Genomic DNA, 22,370 nt, shown 5'->3' with positions numbered 1-22,370 from the left:
GTTAACTAAACACTGTTTCTAAAACGTCTAAAGATTTCGGTTTTTTAAAACCCTCCAAATGTAATTCAAAATATTGAATAATACTTCTGAGTAGGGTTTGTCTTTCATTTTTATTGAAAGAAACAGTATTAATTGCATCAAAATTTATGCCTAACAGCTTTTTAAACAATGTTAAATTTTCATTTGTTAGAGTTAGTTTTTCATAACTACTATTTGTGAAAGATCCCTCGATTAAACTAAAAGCACTTGCATTGATGTTGGAAGTATCAGGATAAAACCCTAAATACCTCGATAAATTCATTAAAAATAGTAGGTGAAAGTTAGAAATTACATCATGAGAATCTAGCCAAATTAGTGCTGTTTCAATATAATTATACAACCCTTCATTTTTCTCTTCCTCTTGAATTATGTTGGATAAAATTTCTGATAGAAACAACACAATGGTCTGCTTCTTAATTTCAAACGGAATAGTTTCATAAGGAATCGTTACATGAGCTTCTCTAATCGAGTTAAGATTTCCTTTATTATTGTGATTTGCTGTAAGGTGTAACTGTGTTAATGGCTGAAAATAGGCTGCTTTTAATTTTCCTTTTTTAGATTTTAGTACTCCTTTAATTAAGTAGCTTTTAATCCCTTCTTCTAAGGTAAAACATTTTACAATTAAGCTAGTATCACCATATTTAATAGTACTAAAAACAATAGCTTTTGTTGAAACTAAACCCATTAATTTACAATAGCAATTTTTGTTGTAGAAGTTTCTAATCCATCATCGGTAACTAGTAAGACTACATATACTCCAGAAGCAACTTTTTGTCCTGCTAAATTACGTTTATTCCAAACTACCTTTCCTCCTTGTACTTGCTGTCCTTCAACTACATTGGTTTCATATACCAAATTACCAGCTATGTCTAAAATCTTAACATTGGTTCCTTTAGGGATATTAGATCCATTTCTTCCTGCAATTGTTATAGTGTTATGATTACTTAAAGCTGGATTTGGATATCCATAAACTTCTCCTAACTCATTCCCAAAAGGTGCAACATTACTATTATAAACTACAATTCCTTTATCAGTAGCAAAATATACTTTACCAGAAAATTCATCTACTGCAATTTTTACAATTTTATTAGAAGGAAGCGGCGAGTTGTCTTTATTAAAATTAGCTAAAGTGTTTTGTCCGCTTGGATTGGTGTAAAGTACTCCTGCATTATCAGTTCCAAACCACTTATTATTAGCCCCATCTACTTTTATAGAGTTGATAGTTTGATCACCTAATAACTTTTTTGGAATACCTTCATCTAAGATAATAATCGGCTCAGCATCGTAAACGGTTGCGTTAAAAATTCCAGATGTATTGCTAAAAACCACTAAACCCGATAATGTTCCGATCCATAATCTATTATTTTTATCGATAGCAACTGTTCTTGTAAATGCATTTGGTAAATTACCTTTTGTGGCTTCTGTTGTCAACGCAATTTTTCTATTCCCATTTTCATTAAAAGCAAAAACACCGTTTCTTCGGGTGGTAATCCAAACTGTATTTGCATTATCAATTGCTATTTCTCCCATTCCGGGTTTATTGTCTAAATACAATTCGTTAATATCAAAACTTGTCCAAGTACCAGAAGGTGATAACTTTTTTAACCTGCTATTAGCAATTAAGTTTGTAACCCATAAATTTCCTTCTCTATCCAAAGCTGTTCCAGCAACACGCACAGTAACTCTGTTTGGATCTGTAGGAACAATATCTTCCAATGGACTATTTAAATGGTTGTAAAACCGTACAATTTGATCATCAATTAACTCGTATAAACCTCCTGTAAGTTTTGTGTTTACTGCTCCCGTATCTCCAAAAGAACTGATAAAAACTCTATTATCGCTATTCTTATCAATAGTAACATGAACTAAATCACCAAAAGGATCACTTGGATTAAAAGGAACATTTACCCAATCGGTTCCGTTAAAGTGTGAATATCCTTGCCTTATTTGAGAAGGTGTAAAAGTTGAGTCATATCCTCCATACACAACCCATAAACCATTATTATTGGCTTCAATTGTAAACACTTGGTTTGATAATGGTCCTTTTGGATGAATCTCTGTATAACTTTGAGAGGCTATTGGAGCAAATAAAATTCCGAATTCTTGGGTAGCTAAATACGTTATTCCTGAATTAATTCCTGCTGAATTTAATGTAAAATCAAATGTTGCATTTGACGTATTACTTCCAGACAATGCTAATGTTTGATTATATATGTTTGCTCTAGAGGCTAAAGAAACTATTAAAGAATTTTCTTCGCTTTTAACATCGGTTATATCCTCAGAATAATTAAAAATAGTTTGTTGAGTAGTTCCATTTAATCGAATCAAATCTCTAGTTGTAGCAGCATATACATTTCCTGAAAACTCAACAATATGTTTAAAACTCCCTGAAAAACGCTGTTCCCAATTATTTGAGTCTAACAAACTTCCTCCGTTGGTATTGGCAACGAAAATTCCAGAATCAGTAGCTGCAAAAATTTCATTGTTAGAGACTATAATATCATTAACATTTACACTGCTAGAAGCTGGACCGATAAAATACGTGTCACCAAACTCTAAACGTTCAATATTATACACAATAACAGCAAAAGAAGTTGCAAGTAACAACTCATCATTGTACTGATAAATCGCATTGATTTGTTTTAATCCCGATTGATTGAAATTAACAATATCTGGTGATACAGTTACTGTTCCGTCTCTATCAACAACCTCAATGAGCCCATTATCATATCCAATTACTAATCTCTCATAAGTTTCATTGTAAAAAATAGCAGAAGTTGTTTCTCCAGATAATCCGTTTACAGAAGATAACTTTTCGATTTCCTGCGTTTGAATATCATAGGTAAAAACCGCATTATCAGCTAATGCATATAAAACATCACCAGAAATAGTAAAATCTTTAATGTTGTTGTACGAAAAAAAGTCTTCCCATTGGTTACTAAAATCAACCTGTGAATGTGAAAAAACTGAAAATACAACTAGTAAAAGAGTAATGATTTTCTTCATAATCTGGTCAAAGATATTTAATAATAACGACAAAAGCGATACATTCGTACAAATTTGAAAGCGAGTTATATGAGCATTGAAATTGAACGTAAATTCTTAGTTAAAGACGAAAGTTTTAAGAAAGAAGCCCACCAACATAGTTATATTAAACAAGGATTTTTAAATTCTAACAAAGAACGCGTTGTTCGCGTGCGAATTAATGATGAAAAAGGGTTTATAACAGTAAAAGGTAAATCTAATGCTACTGGTACTTCTCGTTTTGAATGGGAAAAAGAAATTACCAAAGCGGAAGCAAATGATTTAATGAATTTATGTGAAAAAGGGATTATTGAAAAATATCGCTATCTCGTAAAAAGTGGAAACCACATTTTCGAAGTAGATGATTTTCTTGGAGACAACTTAGGTTTAGTTATCGCGGAAGTGGAACTTTCTTCAGAAAATGAAAAGTACGTCTCTCCAATTTGGTTAGGAGAAGAAGTAACTGGTAAAGAGGAATATTATAATTCTAATTTAAGTAAGAAACCTTACAGTAAATGGTAATCTTTAAATGTATTTAGCCAAAAAGCTTTTTAATTCACCTCTTTTTGTTGGTTTTAAATCACCTTCAAAATAAGAATACACCGTAGGATTTTCATCTTCATTAGTTTTGAAATACCAAAACATATATCCTTGATGCATCATGAAAACAAAATCATCTTCCTCCAAAAAATTCTCAGTATTATCATCATTTAACAACTCTTTTGCCCATAAATTTAAATCTTCTGTTCCGTTGAATATATCTGTCCCGACCAAATTTTGAGGTATCTTCTTTCGATATTTAGTAAAGAAATCAATATAGATATTCGGAAAACTAATGTTTTTATCAGCTTCATAATTCTTTAATAGTTTCAAGCTTATCATAGAATTATAAATTATAAATTGCCCAAAAATGACTAAAACTACCAAGCAACACAAACACATGAAATATCGCATGGTTATATGGTATTTTTTTAATGGAATACAAAATAGCTCCAATAGTGTAAAACACTCCTCCAGCAATTAAATAATTGGCTCCTAAATCAGATAAGCTATTCATTAATGGCGATATAAAAAACACAACTAACCAACCCATTAATACATACATTACGGTAGAAACATGCTTTAGTTTTCCGGTAAAAAATAGTTTAAAAACAATTCCAATTAAAGCGATAAACCATACCAATAAAAACATATTCCATCCTAGGGTGGATTGTAAAGCCACTATACAAAACGGAGTATAACTCCCTGCAATTAACACAAATATTGCAGCATGATCAAACACTTTTAATTTTGCTCTTTTCTCTAGGTTTTTTGCACTATGGTATAAAGTTGAAGCCGCATATAAAATCAACATACTTAATCCGAAAACAATAAAGCTGGCGCTTTCCCAAAACGAATTGTAGACCATAGCTTTTAGGAAAAGCAACATAAACGCAAAAACACTAGCAAAAAAACCAAAACCGTGTGTAAGAATATTCAAAAACTCTTCTTTCTGACTGTAATCGTTATTGGATTGGTTCATTATTATTCTTTTTTGCCGCTAACGTATATTTCATATACTTTTTATCGTTTATCAATTCATTATAAATTAAATCGAATGTTTTGTTCTTTAACGCATTTCTATCTGTTAAAGATAAGCCTTCTGTAGAAATAAACTTGCATTGCTTAGCTCTTAGTTTTTTTGGTCCGCCTTTATAAATATTCCAAGAAAAGGAACGTTTACAGTCAAAATAAACCTGAGGAACTACTGGGATTTGATGCTCAATTGCCAAGCTAAAAGCACCATTTTTAAAAGGTGCTAAAACCACTTCTTCGTCAGGTACCAAACCTTCTGGGTAAATTGCCACACTTGTTCCGTTTTTGAGTCGTTGTTTTGCTAATCCGTAAACTTTTCTTCTGCTATTAGCATTTCCTCTATCTACCATAATTACCACTCTTTTGTAAAAAAAACCAAAAATTGGAATCTTAACTAATTCCTTTTTTCCTACAAACACAATCGGATTTTTGCTCATGATAGCCATTAACCAAATATCAAAAAATGACGTGTGATTTGCACAAAAGACATAGCTCTTATTACGATCTATTTCCTCCTCTTTTTCAATTGAGACTCTACACCCCATAGAATACAATAAAAAATAAGAAAAGAAGCGTACAACTTTCCAAAAATAAGGATATAGTTTTTCAGTTGAAGACAGTGCAATGAGTAGTGGTGACATTACTATAATCCCCAAAAACATTATTACATAAAACCACGCACGCCATAGAAATAAGAAAGGAATTTTTATGTACTTCATATACGCTAATGTAGTAATTTCTTTTGTTTGATAGATTTAAACCTTACTTTTGTTTTCGCAAAAAATCAACATGTTTCAAGAAAGTTATTTTTTTTGAAACAACTTATAAAGTGAAAATATAATGTCTAGGATCTTAACTGGTGTACAAAGTACAGGAACTCCACACTTAGGAAATTTATTAGGTGCTATTTTACCTGCAATTGAAATGGCGAATCAGCCAGAAAACGAATCGTTTTTATTTATCGCAGATATGCACTCTTTAACACAAATTAAAGACGGAAATCAATTACGTGAAAATACCTATAGTACTGCTGCTACTTGGTTAGCTTGCGGTATTGATGTTAATAAAACTGTTTTTTATCGTCAAAGTGATATTCCTGAAGTTACTGAATTGACATGGTATTTAAATTGTTTTTATCCATATCAACGATTAACACTTGCACACAGTTTTAAAGATAAAGCGGATCGTTTAGAGGATGTTAATACTGGGTTATTTACCTATCCAATGTTAATGGCTGCTGATATTTTATTGTATGATGCAGAAATTGTTCCTGTAGGAAAAGATCAGTTACAACACTTAGAAATGACTAGAGATGTTGCTAACCGTTTAAATAATATTGTTGGGGAAACCTTGGTTCCACCTCAAGCAAAAATTCAAGAGCATACACAATTGGTGCCTGGGATAGATGGAGAAAAAATGAGTAAGTCTCGTGATAATGTAATTAACATCTTTTTATCAGACAAACAATTACGTAAGCAAATCATGAAGATTCAAACAGATAGTACACCGTTAGAAGAACCAAAAAACCCTGATACTGACAATGTTTTTGCTTTATACAAGCTCTTAGGTTCAGAAGCGCAAATTGCTGAAATGCGAGCTAATTTTGAAGGTGGAAACTATGGTTATGGTCATGCAAAGCAAGCTTTATATGAGTTGATTATCGATAAGTTTGCTGATGTTAGAGCTAAGTATAATCATTATATGGAAAATAAGCATGAGATTGACGAAGCTTTAACTATTGGAGCTGAAAAAGCAAGAAAAGTAGCTAAAGAGGTTTTACAACGTGTTCGTGCAAAAGTGGGTTATTAGTTTTAAGACTAAAGACCAAAGATTAAAGAGGAAAGAGCAGAGACTAGAGAGAAAAGACAAAAATCATAGATACTTGTCATTCCCGCATAGACTGGAATCCTCCAGCGATTTGCTTAAATAACAAAACGAAAAATACCATCCTTGTCATTCCCAAGACTTGTACTGAACTTGTTTCAGTGAAATGGGAATCTCATTTGGATGTGTTTAAGGAATAAAACAATATATGAAAACCTGAAGATCATTTCTTCAGGTTTTTTGTTAGGTGTAACATTCGTAAATTGTAATTGTCTTTTTAAAAAATAATTGAAAAACTAACAATGAAGAATATAACTATCATTTTACTGCTATTCATTTGCAATTATTCTTTTTCGCAAGAAGTTTGTAAATGTTCCAAAGATTTAGATTTTGTAATTACTTACTATGAAAACAATCTTCCTGGATATAAAGACAATGTAAATTCCAAAACAAAAGATACATATGCTTCATTAAAAGCTAGTTTAAAAGCCGAAGCGGAAAAAGCTGAAACGAAAAGCGATTGCTATAAATTAACTCTACAATTCGTTGAGTTTTTTAGAGATAATCATTCTTCTATTTACATGAGAAGTGAAACTATTGATGATTCAAATGAAGAACAAGTACAACAATTTTTAGCATCAAAAACGTTTACTTCAAGAGAAGTAATTCCTACAGATCAAATTGATCAAAACCAATATCCATTAGATGATATTCGAGGTGTTTATGAAATTAAAGGAGCCTACAAAATTGCTGTTATTCCTAGTAAAACAGCTCTAAGAGATTATGTAGGTGTTATTCTGGAATCTAAAACTAAACTTTGGAAAACCGGACAAGTAAAATTTGAGCTTAAAAAGACCGATATTCAACATGAATTTCAAGCGATTTCTTATCTAAAAAATCATGCTGTACGATATAACAGCAGATTCTTTTTAAAAGAAGGGGTTTTAGGTGATTTCTGGTTTAAAACCTCACTTGAAAAACAAGTCAATCATGCTACAGATGTTTCCTATGAATTTGATTTTAAAACAATAAATGATAGCATTGCTTATTTAAGAATTCCAACCTTCTCTGGAAGAAAAAGTGCAAAGATAGATTCGTTATATAAAGCTTCTTTCAATACAATTCGAAAAACACCTTATTTGATAGTTGATGTTCGTAATAATGGCGGTGGAAGTGACGCCAATGTAAATCCTTTGTTGGAGTTTATATACACCAATAAAATTAAAACTGACAAAGTTGATTTATACGTTACAAAAGACAATATTAAAATTTGGGAAGGATGGTATAAAGAGGCGAAAGAAGATACTATTAACTTTAGCGAAGATCGTGTAAAGTGGTTTGCAAAACGATTAAAGAAAATGAAAAAAGCACGATTAAATTCTTTTATGTCTGTTTCAAAAGGCGGGAAAATGAGTAGAAACTATAAATCGAACGCTGTACAAAAAGTAGCTATTTTGTATAATAAAAATTGCGCAAGCTCATGTGAAACGCTATTGTTCAGAGCACAACAAAGCTCAAAAACAATTTTAGTTGGTGAAAATTCTGGAGGATATGTTGGCTATGGAGAAGTCGGAACAGTATACACTCCATGTTATAATTTTACTTTAACCTGCACATCAAGTAGATATAAAAAACAACGTGCATATGAAGTGATTGGAATTGCTCCAAATCATCATTTAAACAACACAAAAAGTTGGGTTGATCAAACCATTGAACTTTTGGAGAAGCAATAAACTAAAAAAACCGAAGTCAAAAGCTTCGGTTTTTTTATTATTTCTTTCTACGGATCATTGTAAACGCAGGGAAAAAACCTCTGAAAACTACATGTAATACATCTCCCTTATATTTTTCTTCGCAAGGGATTAGATAATTTTCTATTTTAATTAAGAAATCATTAAACTCTAATTCAAGTATTTCATTATCAAAAGAGTTGAAAAATTTCTCTTTAAAGATTATCGTACTCAGCTTTTCTTCTTCAGAAAAAGCAACAGAATTAGGTATTCCTTCTAAAACTTTATGATATCCAGAACTATCAACATTATTATCAATAAATCCTTTATTAACTAACTCCTCTTTTGAATCTCCCAACTTAAAATTTGAAGTATTCAACTTTTCATCCCAAATCCAATATTTACGAATAATCCCTGTCATTCATCAAATTAAAACTACGGAGCCGGATTAGGCATAGCCCCATGTACAGCTTCTATTTCTTCTAAAATCTCTTCAGATAAATCGATATTAATAGAACCGATATTCTCCTTTAATTGATCCATTTTTGTAGCACCAATAATGTTACTTGTTACAAATGGTAATTGATTGATATATGCTAATGATAATTCAGATAACGTCAATCCGTGTTTCTCTGCAATTGCTAAATACGCTCTTACTGCTTCTTGAGATCCATCGCCCATATAACGAGCAATAAAACGAGGAAATAATGTTCCTCTTGCTCCTTTTGGCTGACCACCATCTAAATACTTTCCAGAAAGTACACCTTGTGCTAATGGAGAATACGCTAATAATCCAATATTTTCACGCATTGAAACTTCTGACATTCCATACTCATATCCACGGTGAATTAACGAATATGAATTTTGAATCGTTGCCATACGTGGTAAACCATGTTTTTCTGCGGCTTGTAAATATTTCATTGTTCCCCAAGGAGTTTCATTAGATAATCCAACGTGTTTTATCTTTCCTTGTTTAATTAATTCTTGAAGTGTTTCTAAAATCTCAATATGATTTTCTGCTTCTTTTGTTGATGTCTTATACGGATAATCTCTTACTCCGAAACAGTTTACACCTCTATTTGGCCAGTGTAATTGGTATAAATCGATATAATCTGTTTGTAAACGCTGTAAGCTTCCTTCAACAGCTTCAATAATATTTTGACCCGTTAATCCTCCTGATCTAATGTGTGCGGTATAATCTCCTCCTCCGGCAATTTTAGAAGCTAAAACTACCTTATCTCTATTTCCGGTTTTCTTAAACCAGTTTCCAATAATTTTTTCAGTGGCTCCGTACGTTTCTGGTGTTGCAGGAACAGCATATAATTCTGCTGTATCAAAAAAGTTTACACCTTGCTCTAAGGCATAATCCATTTGTTCAAAACCTTCTGCTTCTGTATTTTGATTTCCCCATGTCATGGTTCCTAAACATATTTTAGAAACTTTTACATCGGTATTTGGTAATGTTGTGTATTTCATTTTATTAATTCGATAATTTAGTAATTAGAAAATTAGCCAATTGACATACTTTCTAATTTGCTAATTAATTCAAAATAGCATCAATTCCTGGTAACGTTTTTCCTTCTAAACTTTCTAACATAGCTCCTCCTCCAGTAGATACATAACTTACTTTATCTGCAAATCCGAATTGCTTAACTGCTGCAACTGAATCTCCTCCTCCTACTAAAGAGAATGCTCCGTTTTGAGTTGCTGCATCAATTGCATTTCCTAATTCAATAGTTCCTTTTGCAAAACTTTCCATTTCAAAAACACCTAAAGGTCCGTTCCATAAAATTGTTTTCGACTTGTTTATTACACTATCGAATAACTCATTAGTTTTTGGACCAACATCTAATCCCATCCATCCATCAGGGATTTCATTGGTGTTTACTATTTGTGTATTTGCATCATTTGAAAAATTATCAGCAATTACAGCATCAACAGGCAAATAAATTTGAACTCCTTTTCCTTTCGCTAATTGTAAAATATGTAACGCAAGGTCTAATTTATCATCTTCCACTAGTGAGTTCCCGATGCTTCCTCCCATTGCTTTGATAAAAGTAAACGTCATTCCACCACCTACAATAATATTATCAACTTTATCAATAATATTTTCAATAATGGTAATTTTTGATGAAACCTTTGCTCCTCCTAACACTGCAGTTACAGGCTTTTCAGAATTGTTTAATACTTTATCAATACTCTCAATTTCTTTCGCTAATAAAGACCCGAAACATTTGTTTTCTGGAAAAAACTGAGCAATTACTGCTGTAGAAGCATGTGCTCTATGCGCTGTACCAAAAGCATCATTCACATATACATCTCCCAACTTAGAAAGTTGTTCAGCAAAAGCAACATCTCCCGACTCTTCTTCTTTATGGAAACGTAAATTTTCAAGCAGTAAAATCTCTCCACTTTTTAATTCCGCAACCGCTTGCTCAACATCTGTACCTACACAATCGTTTACAAATTTTACTTGAACTCCAATTACTTCACTTACTTTATCAACAATATGTTGTAATGAAAACTTTTCCTCAACTCCTTTTGGACGACCTAAATGCGACATTAACACACAGCTTCCACCATCTTCTAAAATCTTAATAATAGTTGGCTTAGCAGATTGAATTCTTGTATCATCAGTTACTTCAAATTCATTGTTTAATGGTACATTAAAATCTACTCGGATTAATGCTTTTTTATTTTCAAAATTAAAATCGTTGATTGTTTTCATTGCTTCGGTTTTTAAGAAGTTTGCTTTTTTTGATTTGTAGCAAAAATAATTATTCTAAATTAGAAAAAACGCGATTAAAAAAGCATATTTCTTTATTTTTATAACGAAAACGTTTGCAATAATTCTTTTCATCTTATCTATACTTCTTATGATTGTTTATGCTCAAACTTCTTCTAAAACAGAACTACTTCAGATTTTAGAATTACAACAAAAGAACTTACCTATAAAACTGACGGATGATGAAAAACAACGTGAAGGTTTTGTAACGGTTGAACATGATTATGAAACGCTTTACAACATGCATAAAGTTCATCCACACATTATAGCTAAAGATAATGAAACTGTTGTAGGCTACGCTTTATCGATGTCTACCGCTTTTAAAGATGTTATTCCTGTTTTGATACCTATGTTTGTTGAAATAGAAAAAATGAAGATTGAGCAGAACTTTATTGTAATGGGACAAGTTTGTGTTGATAAAGAGTATCGAGGCAAAGGAATATTTAGAGGTTTATATGATAAAATGAAAGAAGCTTTTTCAGGAAAATATTCAGCTATTATTACAGAAATTGATACAGAAAACATCCGTTCAATAAATGCTCATAAAGCTATTGGGTTTAAAACCATTTGTGAATATTCTTCAAACAACCAACTTTGGAAAGTTGTTGCTATGGAGATCTAATTAAAAAGGCAGCTCACTAGGTTCAACAAAATCTAAAGCTGGATTGTAAATTTCTTTAATAAGTATCTTAATTTCATCAATAAACTCATACACTCTTTCTGAAGTAACCTTAAAATCTTCTCCTCTATATTTATCTGAAAAATTAAGTTTCATAAACCCTGATTGTAGCTTTTTAAAAGATATGATTCCCGCTTGCATTTCTGTATTCTCATTTATACTTTCACTTTCTAAATACATAAATGCATATAGTAAAACCTGTATGGCTTTACTGTATTTAAAATCACGGATTTCTTCTAAAAAAGGAACTTTTAAATCAGATGGTTTTACGCTTCCTGTTTTATAATCAATAATTCGTGTAACTCCATTTAACTCGTCTATTCTATCAACCTGACCGTGAATTTTTATTGGGAAATCAATTCCTTCTACATTTATAAAAGCTTCATAATCTTTTTCTACTGCTACCATTTTTAGTTGATTAGTTTCATCTTTTAATAACGTTATTTCCTGATGTAAAAAGTTACTCACAAATCGACTCGCAACTTCAAAAATTAAACGGTTTTTACCTGTAGAAATATCTCCATCCTTAAAATGTATAGAAAAGTTTTTCTTGATGTATGAAGCTACTTTAGGCTTCATTTGTTTTACGTCATCAAGTCTAATAAACTTACCTAAAAAAGGTTCATATAATTCTCGAAGTGTTTCATGAACTACAATTCCCAGAGTGTTAAACGCAACTTCCTCTTCAATTTCATCAAACTCTTTAATTTTTAATACTTTTTTCTGATAAAATGAAACTGGATTGTATAGATAATTTGTTAATGCAGAAGGTGAAATACCTTTTGTAGCCAACTCTTTTAATTTTTCAATTACAGCGTCGTTCTTTTCAACTTGCTTAGCTAATTTCGAATTAGAACTAACTTTTGGAGCAATATAAGTGCTTTTAATATTCTTTTTTAACAACTCTAATTGAGAAATAAATCTACTCTTTTCTCCTCCACCAAAAGAATCATTTTCGGTATTGTAGATTAAATACACATTTTTAGCTCTTTGTAGTAATCTAAAAAAGTGATACGAAAATATAGCATCTTTTTCTCTGTAGGTTGGTAATCCGAATTGCACTTTAGCATCAAAAGGTATAAATGACGTTTGTTTAGAATTCCCAGGTAAAACTCCTTCATTTACGGATGTTAGTATAATGGTTTCAAAATCTAACAAACGAGTTTCTAACATTCCCATTAATTGTAATCCAGCTAGTGGCTCACCTTGAAATGATATTGTTTCAGAAGTAATTAATTGTTTGAAAAATTGGTATAAGGTTTTTAAATCAGAAAAATAACCGAATTCTAACTGCAAATTATAAAGTTGCGTAAAGGCTGTGAAATAACGGAATAAAAACTCTTTTTCTAATCCTGTGACTAATTCTTTTAAACTATTAATTAACGATAAAATACTGCTTAAAAATAGCTGTACATTATCGGTATTGACAAATAAGTTTCCTATGATGCTTTTTATTGTTTCAGAGGTCTTATTCAAAAAAGTATCTATATCGTCTTTTTTTAAAAAGGTAGTATTATTATTGTGAATTGCAGTTATAATTTCATCGGAAATAGAATGCTTTTCTACTACTAACAGTCGATGTATTAAAGGCTGTTTAAGTACTTTAATTACATCTTTATAGTAAAACTTTTTTGCTTCCTTTTTTTGAAGTTTTTCTTGAGAAATAAAAAGCTGAAATATCGATAAAAACAAGCTTGTTAACGGAATATCTTTTAATGGATATCCCATAGTAATATTTATGGAAGATACACTTTCTGGTAACGAGTTTAAAGATATAGGTAGTAAGGATTCATCGGCTAACACTAGCGCTGTATTGTTGTGTTGATTTTTAGTAGATAACAACTCTCCTACATACTTCATTTGAGCTATGTTTTTTGCTGCTCCTATGAGTTGAATGTTTTTAGGCTGAGTAAAGTTATTGCTAATAATCTTTATCTCTTCTTGTTGATAATATTTCCAAGAAGTTTTATACTTTCTTATAAAATTTCCGGCTTGATGATTTGAGTATAAAAAAGACTCATCTATATCCCAATAAATTTGAGTATTTCCAAACTCAAGCATTTCTTTTATTATAAATTCCTCTGCTTTATTTAATGCGTTAAAACCTATAAAAAAGAATTTCTTGTGAGTATCCTCCTTTAAAAATTGTGATATACTTTTGGTTGCTTCTCTATACATACAACCTTGATAACCAATTTTATTATCAAGTAAAAAAGTGTATAACGCGTTGTAATATTCATTTAACTTTTCCATAAAAGCAAAATGATTTTTCATCAATTCGGTTTCTTGAAAAGTTCCTTTAACCGACCAACTTTTTAATCGTTGAACATCTCTTATATACAAGAAAATTTCTCGAGTATTCACCAAGTGTTGATCTATCTCATTAAAATCTTGTAGCACAGTAAATGCCCAAGAGGAAAACACATCAAATGAGTCGGGATTAGGTTCTAACTCTTTGTAAATTTTATAGAAATAAAAAAGTAACTGTATACTTTCTATTTTTCGAATACCAGATACTTGTTGAGTGAATTCTTCTATGTTAACAATTTCAGGTAAAAAACCCGTTACCTGCGCTTCTCTTAATGCTTGCTTTACAAAAACTCCAGCACGGTTAGAAGGCAAAATAAACATTACATTTTCGAAACTTTTAGTCGTTTTTAAAATGTCTTGAATTGTTTCCTGAATAAATGTTTGCATAGGTCTAAAGTACAATAAATATGTTATTTTTGAGTAAGAACTTATTCTTATGAACACACTAACTATTTCTTTGCTGCAAGCTGATTTATCTTGGGAAAATCCACAAGAAAATTTATCCTATTTTTCAAATCAAATGGCTAAAATTAATAATGATGTAGATCTTATTGTTTTACCAGAAATGTTTACTACTGGGTTTTCTATGAATGCGGTTGAACTTGCCGAAGAAATGAATGGACCTACAGTTAACTGGATGAAAAAAACTGCAATAGAAAAGGAAAGTGCTGTTGTAGGAAGTGTTATTATTAAGGAAAAAGAACAGTATTATAATCGTCTTATTTTTATGTTTCCATCAGGCGAATTTCAATACTACGATAAAAAACATACGTTTACGTTAGCAAAGGAACATGAAACCTATAGTTCAGGAACCCAAAAATTAATTATTGATTATAAAGGATGGAAAATTTGTCCTTTAATTTGCTACGATTTGCGTTTTCCGGTTTGGGCGAGAAATGTTGAAAATTATGACTTATTGCTGTATGTAGCTAGTTGGCCTGAAAAAAGAGTTAATGCTTGGGATGCTTTATTAAAAGCCAGAGCTATAGAAAACATGAGTTATACCATAGGTGTTAATAGAATTGGAAAAGATGGAAATAACTATGACTATGTTGGCCATTCTATTATTTGTGACTGCTTAGGAAATCCGCTTTCTAAAGAACTTAATGAAAATGAAGAAATTATTTCGGTCCAAATTACTAAAGACTATCAAGAAGAAATTAGAAATAAGCTTGGGTTTTTAAAGGATAGGGATAACTTTACCTTTATAAACTAAATCTCACATTTATTTCTAAATACAAGCACCTGAGCACAAAAAAATTACCTTTCTGCATTTTTTGTTTAATTTTTTTTAATTTATGTTAAACATATTGAAAAATTTAGTAACTTTATAATGAGCAAGTTAGAAGTTTCAATTAAAACTGTCCTAAACACATAGTAAATAAGAATAAATGACGCTTTTGCGTTATAGAATTTCTCCCAATAAACACTGAAAAAACCTTCTTAATAAGAAGGTTTTTTTAATAATATCTTTATTTAATTATTCTCTTAAGCAGGAATCATCCACTTAAAATTAAATTGCGTTTCAGGTATTACAATACGCTCAGTAATTCGATACATTCTATCTGGAAGTTTCATTAAATAATCTCTAGCTTTTTCAGCTTCTGCCGTTAAACCAGTTATCTTATCGATTTCCCATGCTTCGTTAAGTTTTCTTAAAATATCTACATAATCAAAACCTGTGTAAACACCAACCCGTTGTGCTACTGTAGAGAAGTCATTAAATAAACTTCCTTTAGTATTAAAAGACTCTCTTAAATGCATTGCAGGCATTACAATTTTGTGTTTCATCATCTTTTCAAAAGCTAGCATCATTTCACTAGGATCAATCTTGAAAATCTCCTTAACAAAAGCTGTATAGGCTTTATGATGTCTCATTTCATCACCAGCAATAATTTTAGACATTCTAGCCAGTAATTTATGTCCTTTTTTACGAGCAATTTTTGCAACATTATTATGCGAAATATACGTTGCTAATTCTTGAAAACTTGTATATACAAAGTTTTTATAAGGATCTGTTGAAGTACCAATATCAAAACCATCTGCTATTAAGTGTTGTGTTGATATTTCTACTTCTCGCATATTAACTCTACCCGATAGGTATAAATACTTGTTTAAAACGTCTCCATGACGATTCTCTTCTGCAGTCCAAGCTCTTACCCATTTAGACCAACCATTTTCAGGGTCTTGCTCAACACCATCCAACTCCATTAACCATGATTCATAGGTTGGCAGCGCTTCTTCGGTAATTGTATCACCAATTAAAACAGTCCAGAAGTCATCATTTAATTCCTTAGATATCTCTTGGATTTCTTTAACTTCTTCAATAAAATTTTCGTTTTGAGAATTTGGCAAAAAATCAGAAGGTTGCCAAATTTTCTCGATAGGTATTAAAAAATCATCTACAAAACCATGAATTTTACTCTCCAAGGTTTTCATCACTTCTTTTCTTATGTTATGAATTGACATATGTCTTTTTTAGGGATTAAAAATTAGTTATTTGTTTGTTGTTTGTTTATTGTTTATTGTGCGTTATATAACGATACCAGATTTTACAGTAGTCTCAACTTTATCTAATAATTCATCAAATGATAAACTATCTGCTTTAATTGGTTCGTGAGTAATAATCTTTATTGGACTTCCTATTCCTAATGGAAAATTTCCATATTTAAACACTTTCCATGAATTATTAATACTTAATGGAACAATGTATGTGTCAGGATTGTATTTGATTAACATCTTCAATCCGTTAGCAGCAAAACTTTTTGGTTGTCCATTCCTACTTCGTGTTCCTTCAGGAAAAATTGCAGCAGACCAATTGTTTTCATGAATTCTTTTTGAAAAATTGATCATTTCAGAAATGGCTTGTTTTTTATCTTTTCTATCGATTAATGCTGCTCCACCATGTTTTAAATTAAACGATATACTAGGAATTCCTTTGCCTAATTCTATTTTAGACACAAACTTAGGGCAGTGTTTTCTAAAATGCCAAATAATTGGAGGAATATCAAACATACTTTGGTGATTAGACACAAATATGATTGTCTGATTTTTAGGAATATCATATTTATTTTCAACACTAACTCTTATCCCTAAAAAAAGGAGTGATTTTACCAAAAACCAGTTCATTACATTCACTACTTTTTGATGCAAATCTTGACCTCCTAACTTTAACCCTAACCATTGTAGAGGATGAAAGATTAAAAGTATAATAAAAAATACAAGTGCAAAAATTGTTGATAGTAGATAGCTAATTACTTTCATTATCATTAAAATAAGATTCCCGCCTTAAAGCGGGAATAAATTAGTAAGTTTTTAGAACCAGTTAGACCAAGGTATTCTGGATAAAATAAATAAAAGTCCTAATCCGTAAAATAAGGCAAAGGTCTTAAATTTAGATTCGCTCTTAACTTGTTTTTTATGTTTTGACCAACCCATCGTAATTAAAACGATAGCAAGGATCATCATGATAGGATGTTCAACTGCCAACAATCTATTAGTTGCGTCAATACCATTAGCTTTCATCGACTTATACCAAGGAGACATGAAATACCATCCTAAACCGATTAATAATTGAATATGCGTAACTATTAAGGTAAACAACCCTAAACGAAAATCTTTATGTGTAAATTCTTTTTTCTGTACCAAACCTACTACTGCATTAAAAACTGCATAAATTAATACAGCTAAAACAATATAAGCCCAATAAGAGTGGATTACTTTCATCATGATTTGTTAGTTTTTAGATACTGTAAAAGTACTGAATTTTACGCATAAAAAAACCACCTTACATCCTGAAATTAATTCAGGACAAAGGTGGTTTAGAATATTTTTTCTAATTACTTATTAGAAGCTATATCTTACTGAGAAGTTCCAAGTAGTACCAAATCCAAAGAATACTTTGTTTCTAGTATTAACTCCTCTGTAAGTTTCATCACCTGGCTGCGCAAAAATGTTTGTAGCAGATTCAGCGATGTATTCCTCATCAAATAAGTTATTGATATTTAAACGGAAACTTAAAGCCTCGTTTCTTTCTTCATTTAAGTTCCACTTGTATGAAACACCTAAATCAGATAATGCATAACCTGGTAATTCTAATGAACCATCATTATCAGGTCTATCAAAATCTTCCGTGTTGATTCTAGCATATAATCTATCAACAAAACGTTGAGAATAATCTACTTTAAATCCTTTCCATGGTCTGATTTCAACTCCTAATCTACCAGTAGTTTGAGCAGCATCTCCAACTTTAACACCGTCTAAGTATAATGTGTTAGTTCCAATAGCAACTTGGTTGTTATCGAATGCAGTACCGCTAACAGTTCCTCCATATTCCCAATCACCAACAGATACCATACTAAATAAAGTTACATCTTCTGTAATTTTATAAGTAGCATCTAATTCAACTCCCATGTGTACTTGCTCAACACCTTGTAAATCAGTAGAACCAACTTCATCATCACTACTATCGTTTGGTGTATTATTAACATCAAATGTAGAAGAGATTGAAATAAATCTATCTTTCCATTGAGTTCTATAGAAGTTAGCGTTTAAGCTAAATCTTTCAGTTTTAAAACCATAACCTGCTTCAACACCAATAACTTTTTCGTTTCTTGGGTTAGGATTCACATCATTTCTAAAGTTTAAGAATACTGCATCAAAGAATGGTTGCTTAGAATAGTAACCTCCATTAACAAACACATTGTGCTCTTCGTTAATGTTCCAGTTAAGTCCTCCTTTGATGTTTCCTCCCCAGATATTTTGCCAATCAGTTTTTTGAGCTGGATCAGTATCTAAATAGTTAAAATAATCAATTCTTTGGAAACCTTGATTAGAAAGAGATCCTTGAACGAATGCAGAAATATCATCATTCTTATACTCTAATTGAGCAAAACCTCCGAACCAACGTACTTTTCCATCATTGTGGTAGTTGATTTTTTCTTCATCATCAGTACTTTTGAAAACATTCCATAAGCTAGATAAATCAGAAGAATACTCAGTAGTTAAAACGTTTAAAGGATTGTTGATATCATCATTATCACGGTAACCATCAGCACCTAATAAATCATCTATTCTTCTGTAGTGAATACCTAAGTAAGAACGAATATCGATACCAAAATCTAACGTTAACTCATCGCTTAACTTCGTATTAAAGTTAGATAATAAACCATACCAGTTGTGAGAGTTTACAGAAGCTCTACGGATGATACCGTTTCTTCTTTGTAATCCAGCTGGAATATCAGTTGAACGTAACTCATCATCATTTACAATGTATAAACCAGTACTTGGATCAACAGAGTTGTTTGTAGTTACACCATTATTAAATGTTCCTCCTTGACCTGAGTTAGAGCTAATTAATTGATCGTAAAGGAAAACTCCATTTTGATCTCTTAAGCTTCTATCACTAGCAAATCTGAAACCTCCAATACGTCCTATATCTCCAGTTCCACCACCACGTCCAAAAGAAACATAAGCAGAAGTAGATAAAGAAGAGTTCTCGTTAATATCCCAGTTCCAGTTTAAAGAAGTTACTGGTTTGTGGTAGAAATTCTTAGTTAAGTTATACTCTTCACCATTGATGAAACCACCATTATAGTTGTATCTAGTACCATATTTTACGTAATCACCTAACTCAGCTCTGTTAAAGAAGCTACCAGTTCTTTGGTTGTGAGTTTGAGGAGCACCAGTTAACATGAATTGTAAATCGTGAGCATCATTAATCTCCCAACCTAATCCCACGAAGTAGTTATACCCTTCAAACTCCGTACTGTTTACGTATCCGTCTCCAGCTGTTCTACTAAATAAGAAAGAAGCAGCAAAACCGTTTTCATTTTTACCAGTAGAATACGTAGCTAATGTTTTTAAGTAGTTATCGTTACCATAAGAAGCTAATACAGAACCACCTTGTTTTTTATCAGTAGTTTTTGTAATAATGTTAATAGTACCTCCAACAGAAGAAATAGCTAATTTAGAAGATCCTAAACCTCTTTGTACTTGCATAGCAGTTGTAACATCTGATAAACCAGCCCAGTTAGACCAGAATACACGTCCGTTTTCCATATCATTAACAGGAACACCGTTAATTAACACTGCGATGTTTTCTTGAGAGAAACCACGAATGTTAATTCTAGCATCTCCAAAACCTCCACCAGACTTAGTTGCATATACAGATGGTGTAGTGTTTAAAATCTCTGGAAATTCTTGAGATCCTAATTTTTCTTGAATTTCAGCTGCTTTAATTGTTGAACTTGCAACTGGAGTTTCTCTATCTTTAGCAACGTCGATTAATCCTTTAATAACAACCTCTTCTAAAACATTGTCACTAGGTTGTAATTTGATTGTTCCTAAGTTACCTGAACCATTAAACTTAACTTCTTTGTCTTTATAACCAACAAAAGTTATAACTAACGTACCAGAAGTACTCTTAGCGTTTAATTTAAATTGTCCATCAAAATTTGTCGATGTACCGTTTGTAGTTGCCTTCTCAACTACTGATGCACTTGGAAGTGGTTCTCCAATTTCATCAACCACAGTACCCGAAATTTGGGTTTGGGCTAAAACTGTAGCAGATACAAAAAATAACGCTACAAGTAATAAATTTTTAATTTGTTTCATTGTCCTTTTATATTGTTATTAAAAACCAAGCAAAATTCCGTCATTTAAGAATCAAAAACGTTAACTAAATGTTAAGTTTAATTGTTTTTTAACGTTTAGTAATTCTTGAACAAATGACAAAATTTTAAGGAAGATAGTTATTTTTCAACAAAAAATCACCATCTAACAATGGTGATTCTTTATTTATAGGTAAAAACCCTTTAGTATTTTTTTAAGAATTCTTTAAGAAGCAAGTATTTTTTTTGCTAGTTCTTTCCCTAATTCTACTCCAAATTGGTCATAAGAATAAATGTTCCATATAATTCCTTGTACAAAAATTTTATTCTCATACATAGCTATTAATTTTCCTAATGAGCTAGGCGTTAATTTATCAAATAAAATTGCATTACTTGGTCTATTTCCTTTAAAAACTTTATAGGGCAACAATTGATTTATTTTATCGAAATCACCAGCTGTTTTTAATTCTAAATGCACTTCCTCTGCTGTTTTTCCAAAAGCTAAAGCTTCCATTTGCGCATTATAATTTGCCATTAGTTTTTCATGATGACTTGTTAATCCATGCAACGATTTTTTGTAACCAATAAAATCAGCAGGAATTAATTTAGTTCCTTGGTGTACCAATTGCATAAAAGCGTGTTGCATATTTGTTCCTGTACTTCCCCAAACAATTGTTCCTGTTTGATAAGCTACTTCTTCTCCATTTCTATCTACTCCTTTACCATTACTTTCCATAACTGCTTGCTGTAAGTAATCAGGTAACTTTGATAAATATTGAGAATATGGTAAAATCGCTTCTGTTTCGGCTTTGTGAAAATTATTATACCATACACTTAGTAATGCTAATACTACAGGAATATTTTCATTAAAATCGGTATCTCTAAAATGTACATCCATTTCTTCAGCTCCGTTCAACAACTCTTTAAAGTGATCAAATCCTACCGCTAGACTAATAGATAAACCAACTGCAGACCAAAGAGAAAATCGTCCACCTACCCAATCCCACATTGGGAACACATTGTTTTTATCGATACCAAAATTATATACAGCGTTTAGATTTGTAGATACCGCCACAAAATGTTTTGCTACATCAAAAATGGAAGCTGATCGTAAAAACCAATCCTTAATTGTATTGGCATTACTTATTGTTTCTTGTGTTGTAAATGTTTTTGAAACAATAACAAACAAAGTTGTTTCAGGATTTAAATGCTTTATCACTTCCGAAACGTGATCTCCATCAACATTAGAGACAAAGTGTACATTTAGTTTATTTCTATAAAATCGTAAAGCTTCAACAACCATATCTGGACCTAAATCAGATCCTCCAATACCAATATTAACAACATCAGTAATAGCCTTTCCTGTATAGCCTTTCCACTTTCCTGAGATTACTTTATTGCTAAATGCTCTTATTTTTCTTAGTGTTGTTTGAATCTTAGGCTTTATATCTTTCCCGTCAACTAAAATTTCATCTTCCGAATTACTTCTTAAAGCTGTATGCAAAACTGCTCTACCTTCAGTCGCATTAATTTTTTCTCCTGAAAAATAGCTTTCAATAGCATCTTTTAATGCTACTTGGTTTGCTAATTCAACTAATAACTCCATTGTTTCAGAAGTAATTCTATTCTTAGAATAATCTAATTCTAAATCATTTTGAGTAATCGTGAAATCACTCTTTCTAGAACTGTTAGTAAAAAGTTCTGCTAATGTTAAAGTTTTAGTTTCTTCGAAATGATTAGCAAGTTTTTCCCAAGCTTCAGTTTTAGTTGGGTTGATGTTTTTTAGAGCCATA

The 22,370-nt window shown here is 31.4% G+C and carries 19 protein-coding genes; 5 read left to right on the top strand and 14 right to left on the bottom strand.

Features of this window, described 5'->3' with window-relative positions; translation table 11 throughout:
- Position 1: 1 nt before the first annotated feature.
- Both recO and porZ read right to left on the bottom strand, forming a co-directional pair.
- Positions 2–724: a DNA repair protein RecO gene (gene recO, locus EV195_RS01245; protein ID WP_132791791.1), complete on the bottom strand. Its 723-nt coding sequence runs from the start codon at positions 722–724 to the stop codon at positions 2–4.
- On the bottom strand, positions 724–3,045 hold the full coding sequence (gene porZ, locus EV195_RS01240; protein ID WP_132791788.1) for a type IX secretion system anionic LPS delivery protein PorZ: 2,322 nt from the start codon (positions 3,043–3,045) through the stop codon (positions 724–726). Before porZ ends, recO begins: the two co-directional genes overlap by 1 nt.
- 69 nt (positions 3,046–3,114) lie before the next feature.
- Between porZ and EV195_RS01235 the strand changes: the two genes are divergently transcribed.
- The gene (locus EV195_RS01235) at positions 3,115–3,585 is read left to right on the top strand and encodes a CYTH domain-containing protein (RefSeq protein WP_132791785.1); all 471 of its coding nucleotides are present in this window, start codon (positions 3,115–3,117) and stop codon (positions 3,583–3,585) included.
- A gap of 3 nt (positions 3,586–3,588) precedes the next feature.
- Here the strand turns inward: EV195_RS01235 and EV195_RS01230 are convergent, their stop codons facing one another.
- Genes EV195_RS01230 through EV195_RS01220 form a run of 3 tightly spaced genes read right to left on the bottom strand, consistent with a single transcriptional unit; the run spans position 3,589 to position 5,357 of the window.
- Entirely contained in the window at positions 3,589–3,945 is a 357-nt protein-coding gene (locus tag EV195_RS01230; RefSeq protein ID WP_165915665.1) for an SMI1/KNR4 family protein, read from the bottom strand.
- Between the two features lie 4 nt (positions 3,946–3,949).
- A complete protein-coding gene (trhA, locus tag EV195_RS01225) occupies positions 3,950–4,585 on the bottom strand; it encodes a PAQR family membrane homeostasis protein TrhA (protein WP_207899759.1) in 636 nt (211 codons plus the stop codon).
- The gene (locus EV195_RS01220) at positions 4,569–5,357 is read right to left on the bottom strand and encodes a lysophospholipid acyltransferase family protein (protein WP_132791776.1); all 789 of its coding nucleotides are present in this window, start codon (positions 5,355–5,357) and stop codon (positions 4,569–4,571) included. The genes trhA and EV195_RS01220 overlap by 17 nt, the downstream gene beginning before the upstream one ends.
- A gap of 121 nt (positions 5,358–5,478) precedes the next feature.
- Between EV195_RS01220 and trpS the strand changes: the two genes are divergently transcribed.
- Positions 5,479–6,447, top strand: coding sequence for a tryptophan--tRNA ligase (gene trpS, locus EV195_RS01215; protein WP_132791773.1), 969 nt, complete (start codon positions 5,479–5,481; stop codon positions 6,445–6,447).
- Between the two features lie 317 nt (positions 6,448–6,764).
- Positions 6,765–8,195, top strand: a complete 1,431-nt coding sequence (locus EV195_RS01210) for a S41 family peptidase (RefSeq protein WP_132791770.1) — start codon at positions 6,765–6,767, stop codon at positions 8,193–8,195.
- A 37-nt stretch (positions 8,196–8,232) separates the two neighbouring features.
- Here EV195_RS01210 and EV195_RS01205 read toward each other — a convergent pair whose 3' ends face one another.
- From EV195_RS01205 to EV195_RS01195, 3 genes are all read right to left on the bottom strand, one after another.
- Positions 8,233–8,613, bottom strand: coding sequence for a hypothetical protein (locus EV195_RS01205; protein ID WP_132791768.1), 381 nt, complete (start codon positions 8,611–8,613; stop codon positions 8,233–8,235).
- Between the two features lie 14 nt (positions 8,614–8,627).
- The gene (locus EV195_RS01200) at positions 8,628–9,668 is read right to left on the bottom strand and encodes an NADP(H)-dependent aldo-keto reductase (RefSeq protein ID WP_132791765.1); all 1,041 of its coding nucleotides are present in this window, start codon (positions 9,666–9,668) and stop codon (positions 8,628–8,630) included.
- Between the two features lie 64 nt (positions 9,669–9,732).
- The gene (locus tag EV195_RS01195; protein ID WP_132791763.1) at positions 9,733–10,920 is read right to left on the bottom strand and encodes a phosphoglycerate kinase; all 1,188 of its coding nucleotides are present in this window, start codon (positions 10,918–10,920) and stop codon (positions 9,733–9,735) included.
- Between the two features lie 148 nt (positions 10,921–11,068).
- Here EV195_RS01195 and EV195_RS01190 point away from each other — a divergent pair, with 148 nt between their 5' ends.
- Complete coding sequence (locus tag EV195_RS01190) at positions 11,069–11,599, top strand: GNAT family N-acetyltransferase (protein WP_132791761.1); 531 nt, start codon at positions 11,069–11,071, stop codon at positions 11,597–11,599.
- Here the strand turns inward: EV195_RS01190 and EV195_RS01185 are convergent, their stop codons facing one another.
- Positions 11,600–14,353 (bottom strand): PD-(D/E)XK nuclease family protein, encoded by a 2,754-nt coding sequence (locus tag EV195_RS01185; protein WP_132791758.1) that lies wholly within the window; start codon positions 14,351–14,353, stop codon positions 11,600–11,602. It abuts the gene before it with no gap.
- A 49-nt stretch (positions 14,354–14,402) separates the two neighbouring features.
- Here EV195_RS01185 and EV195_RS01180 point away from each other — a divergent pair, with 49 nt between their 5' ends.
- Positions 14,403–15,182, top strand: coding sequence for an amidohydrolase (locus tag EV195_RS01180; RefSeq protein ID WP_132791756.1), 780 nt, complete (start codon positions 14,403–14,405; stop codon positions 15,180–15,182).
- A gap of 272 nt (positions 15,183–15,454) precedes the next feature.
- On the opposite strand, the gene EV195_RS01175 is transcribed toward EV195_RS01180, so the two are convergent.
- The 5 genes from EV195_RS01175 to pgi all read right to left on the bottom strand — a co-directional run bounded on the left by EV195_RS01175 (position 15,455) and on the right by pgi (position 22,369).
- The gene (locus EV195_RS01175) at positions 15,455–16,435 is read right to left on the bottom strand and encodes an acyl-ACP desaturase (protein WP_132791753.1); all 981 of its coding nucleotides are present in this window, start codon (positions 16,433–16,435) and stop codon (positions 15,455–15,457) included.
- 63 nt (positions 16,436–16,498) lie between these two features.
- Entirely contained in the window at positions 16,499–17,230 is a 732-nt protein-coding gene (locus tag EV195_RS01170; RefSeq protein WP_132791750.1) for a lysophospholipid acyltransferase family protein, read from the bottom strand.
- A gap of 51 nt (positions 17,231–17,281) precedes the next feature.
- A complete protein-coding gene (locus tag EV195_RS01165; protein ID WP_132793274.1) occupies positions 17,282–17,692 on the bottom strand; it encodes a hypothetical protein in 411 nt (136 codons plus the stop codon).
- 120 nt (positions 17,693–17,812) lie between these two features.
- Positions 17,813–20,581: a TonB-dependent receptor gene (locus tag EV195_RS01160; RefSeq protein WP_132791747.1), complete on the bottom strand. Its 2,769-nt coding sequence runs from the start codon at positions 20,579–20,581 to the stop codon at positions 17,813–17,815.
- 222 nt (positions 20,582–20,803) lie between these two features.
- Positions 20,804–22,369 (bottom strand): glucose-6-phosphate isomerase, encoded by a 1,566-nt coding sequence (gene pgi, locus EV195_RS01155; protein ID WP_132791745.1) that lies wholly within the window; start codon positions 22,367–22,369, stop codon positions 20,804–20,806.
- Between the last annotated feature and the right edge of the window lies 1 nt (position 22,370).

It is taken from the genome of Tenacibaculum skagerrakense, from assembly GCF_004345825.1.
Lineage (GTDB): Bacteria > Bacteroidota > Bacteroidia > Flavobacteriales > Flavobacteriaceae > Polaribacter > Polaribacter skagerrakensis.
The sequence above is the reverse complement of the archived record's forward strand: the minus strand, read 5'-3'. Positions and strand labels throughout refer to the sequence as shown.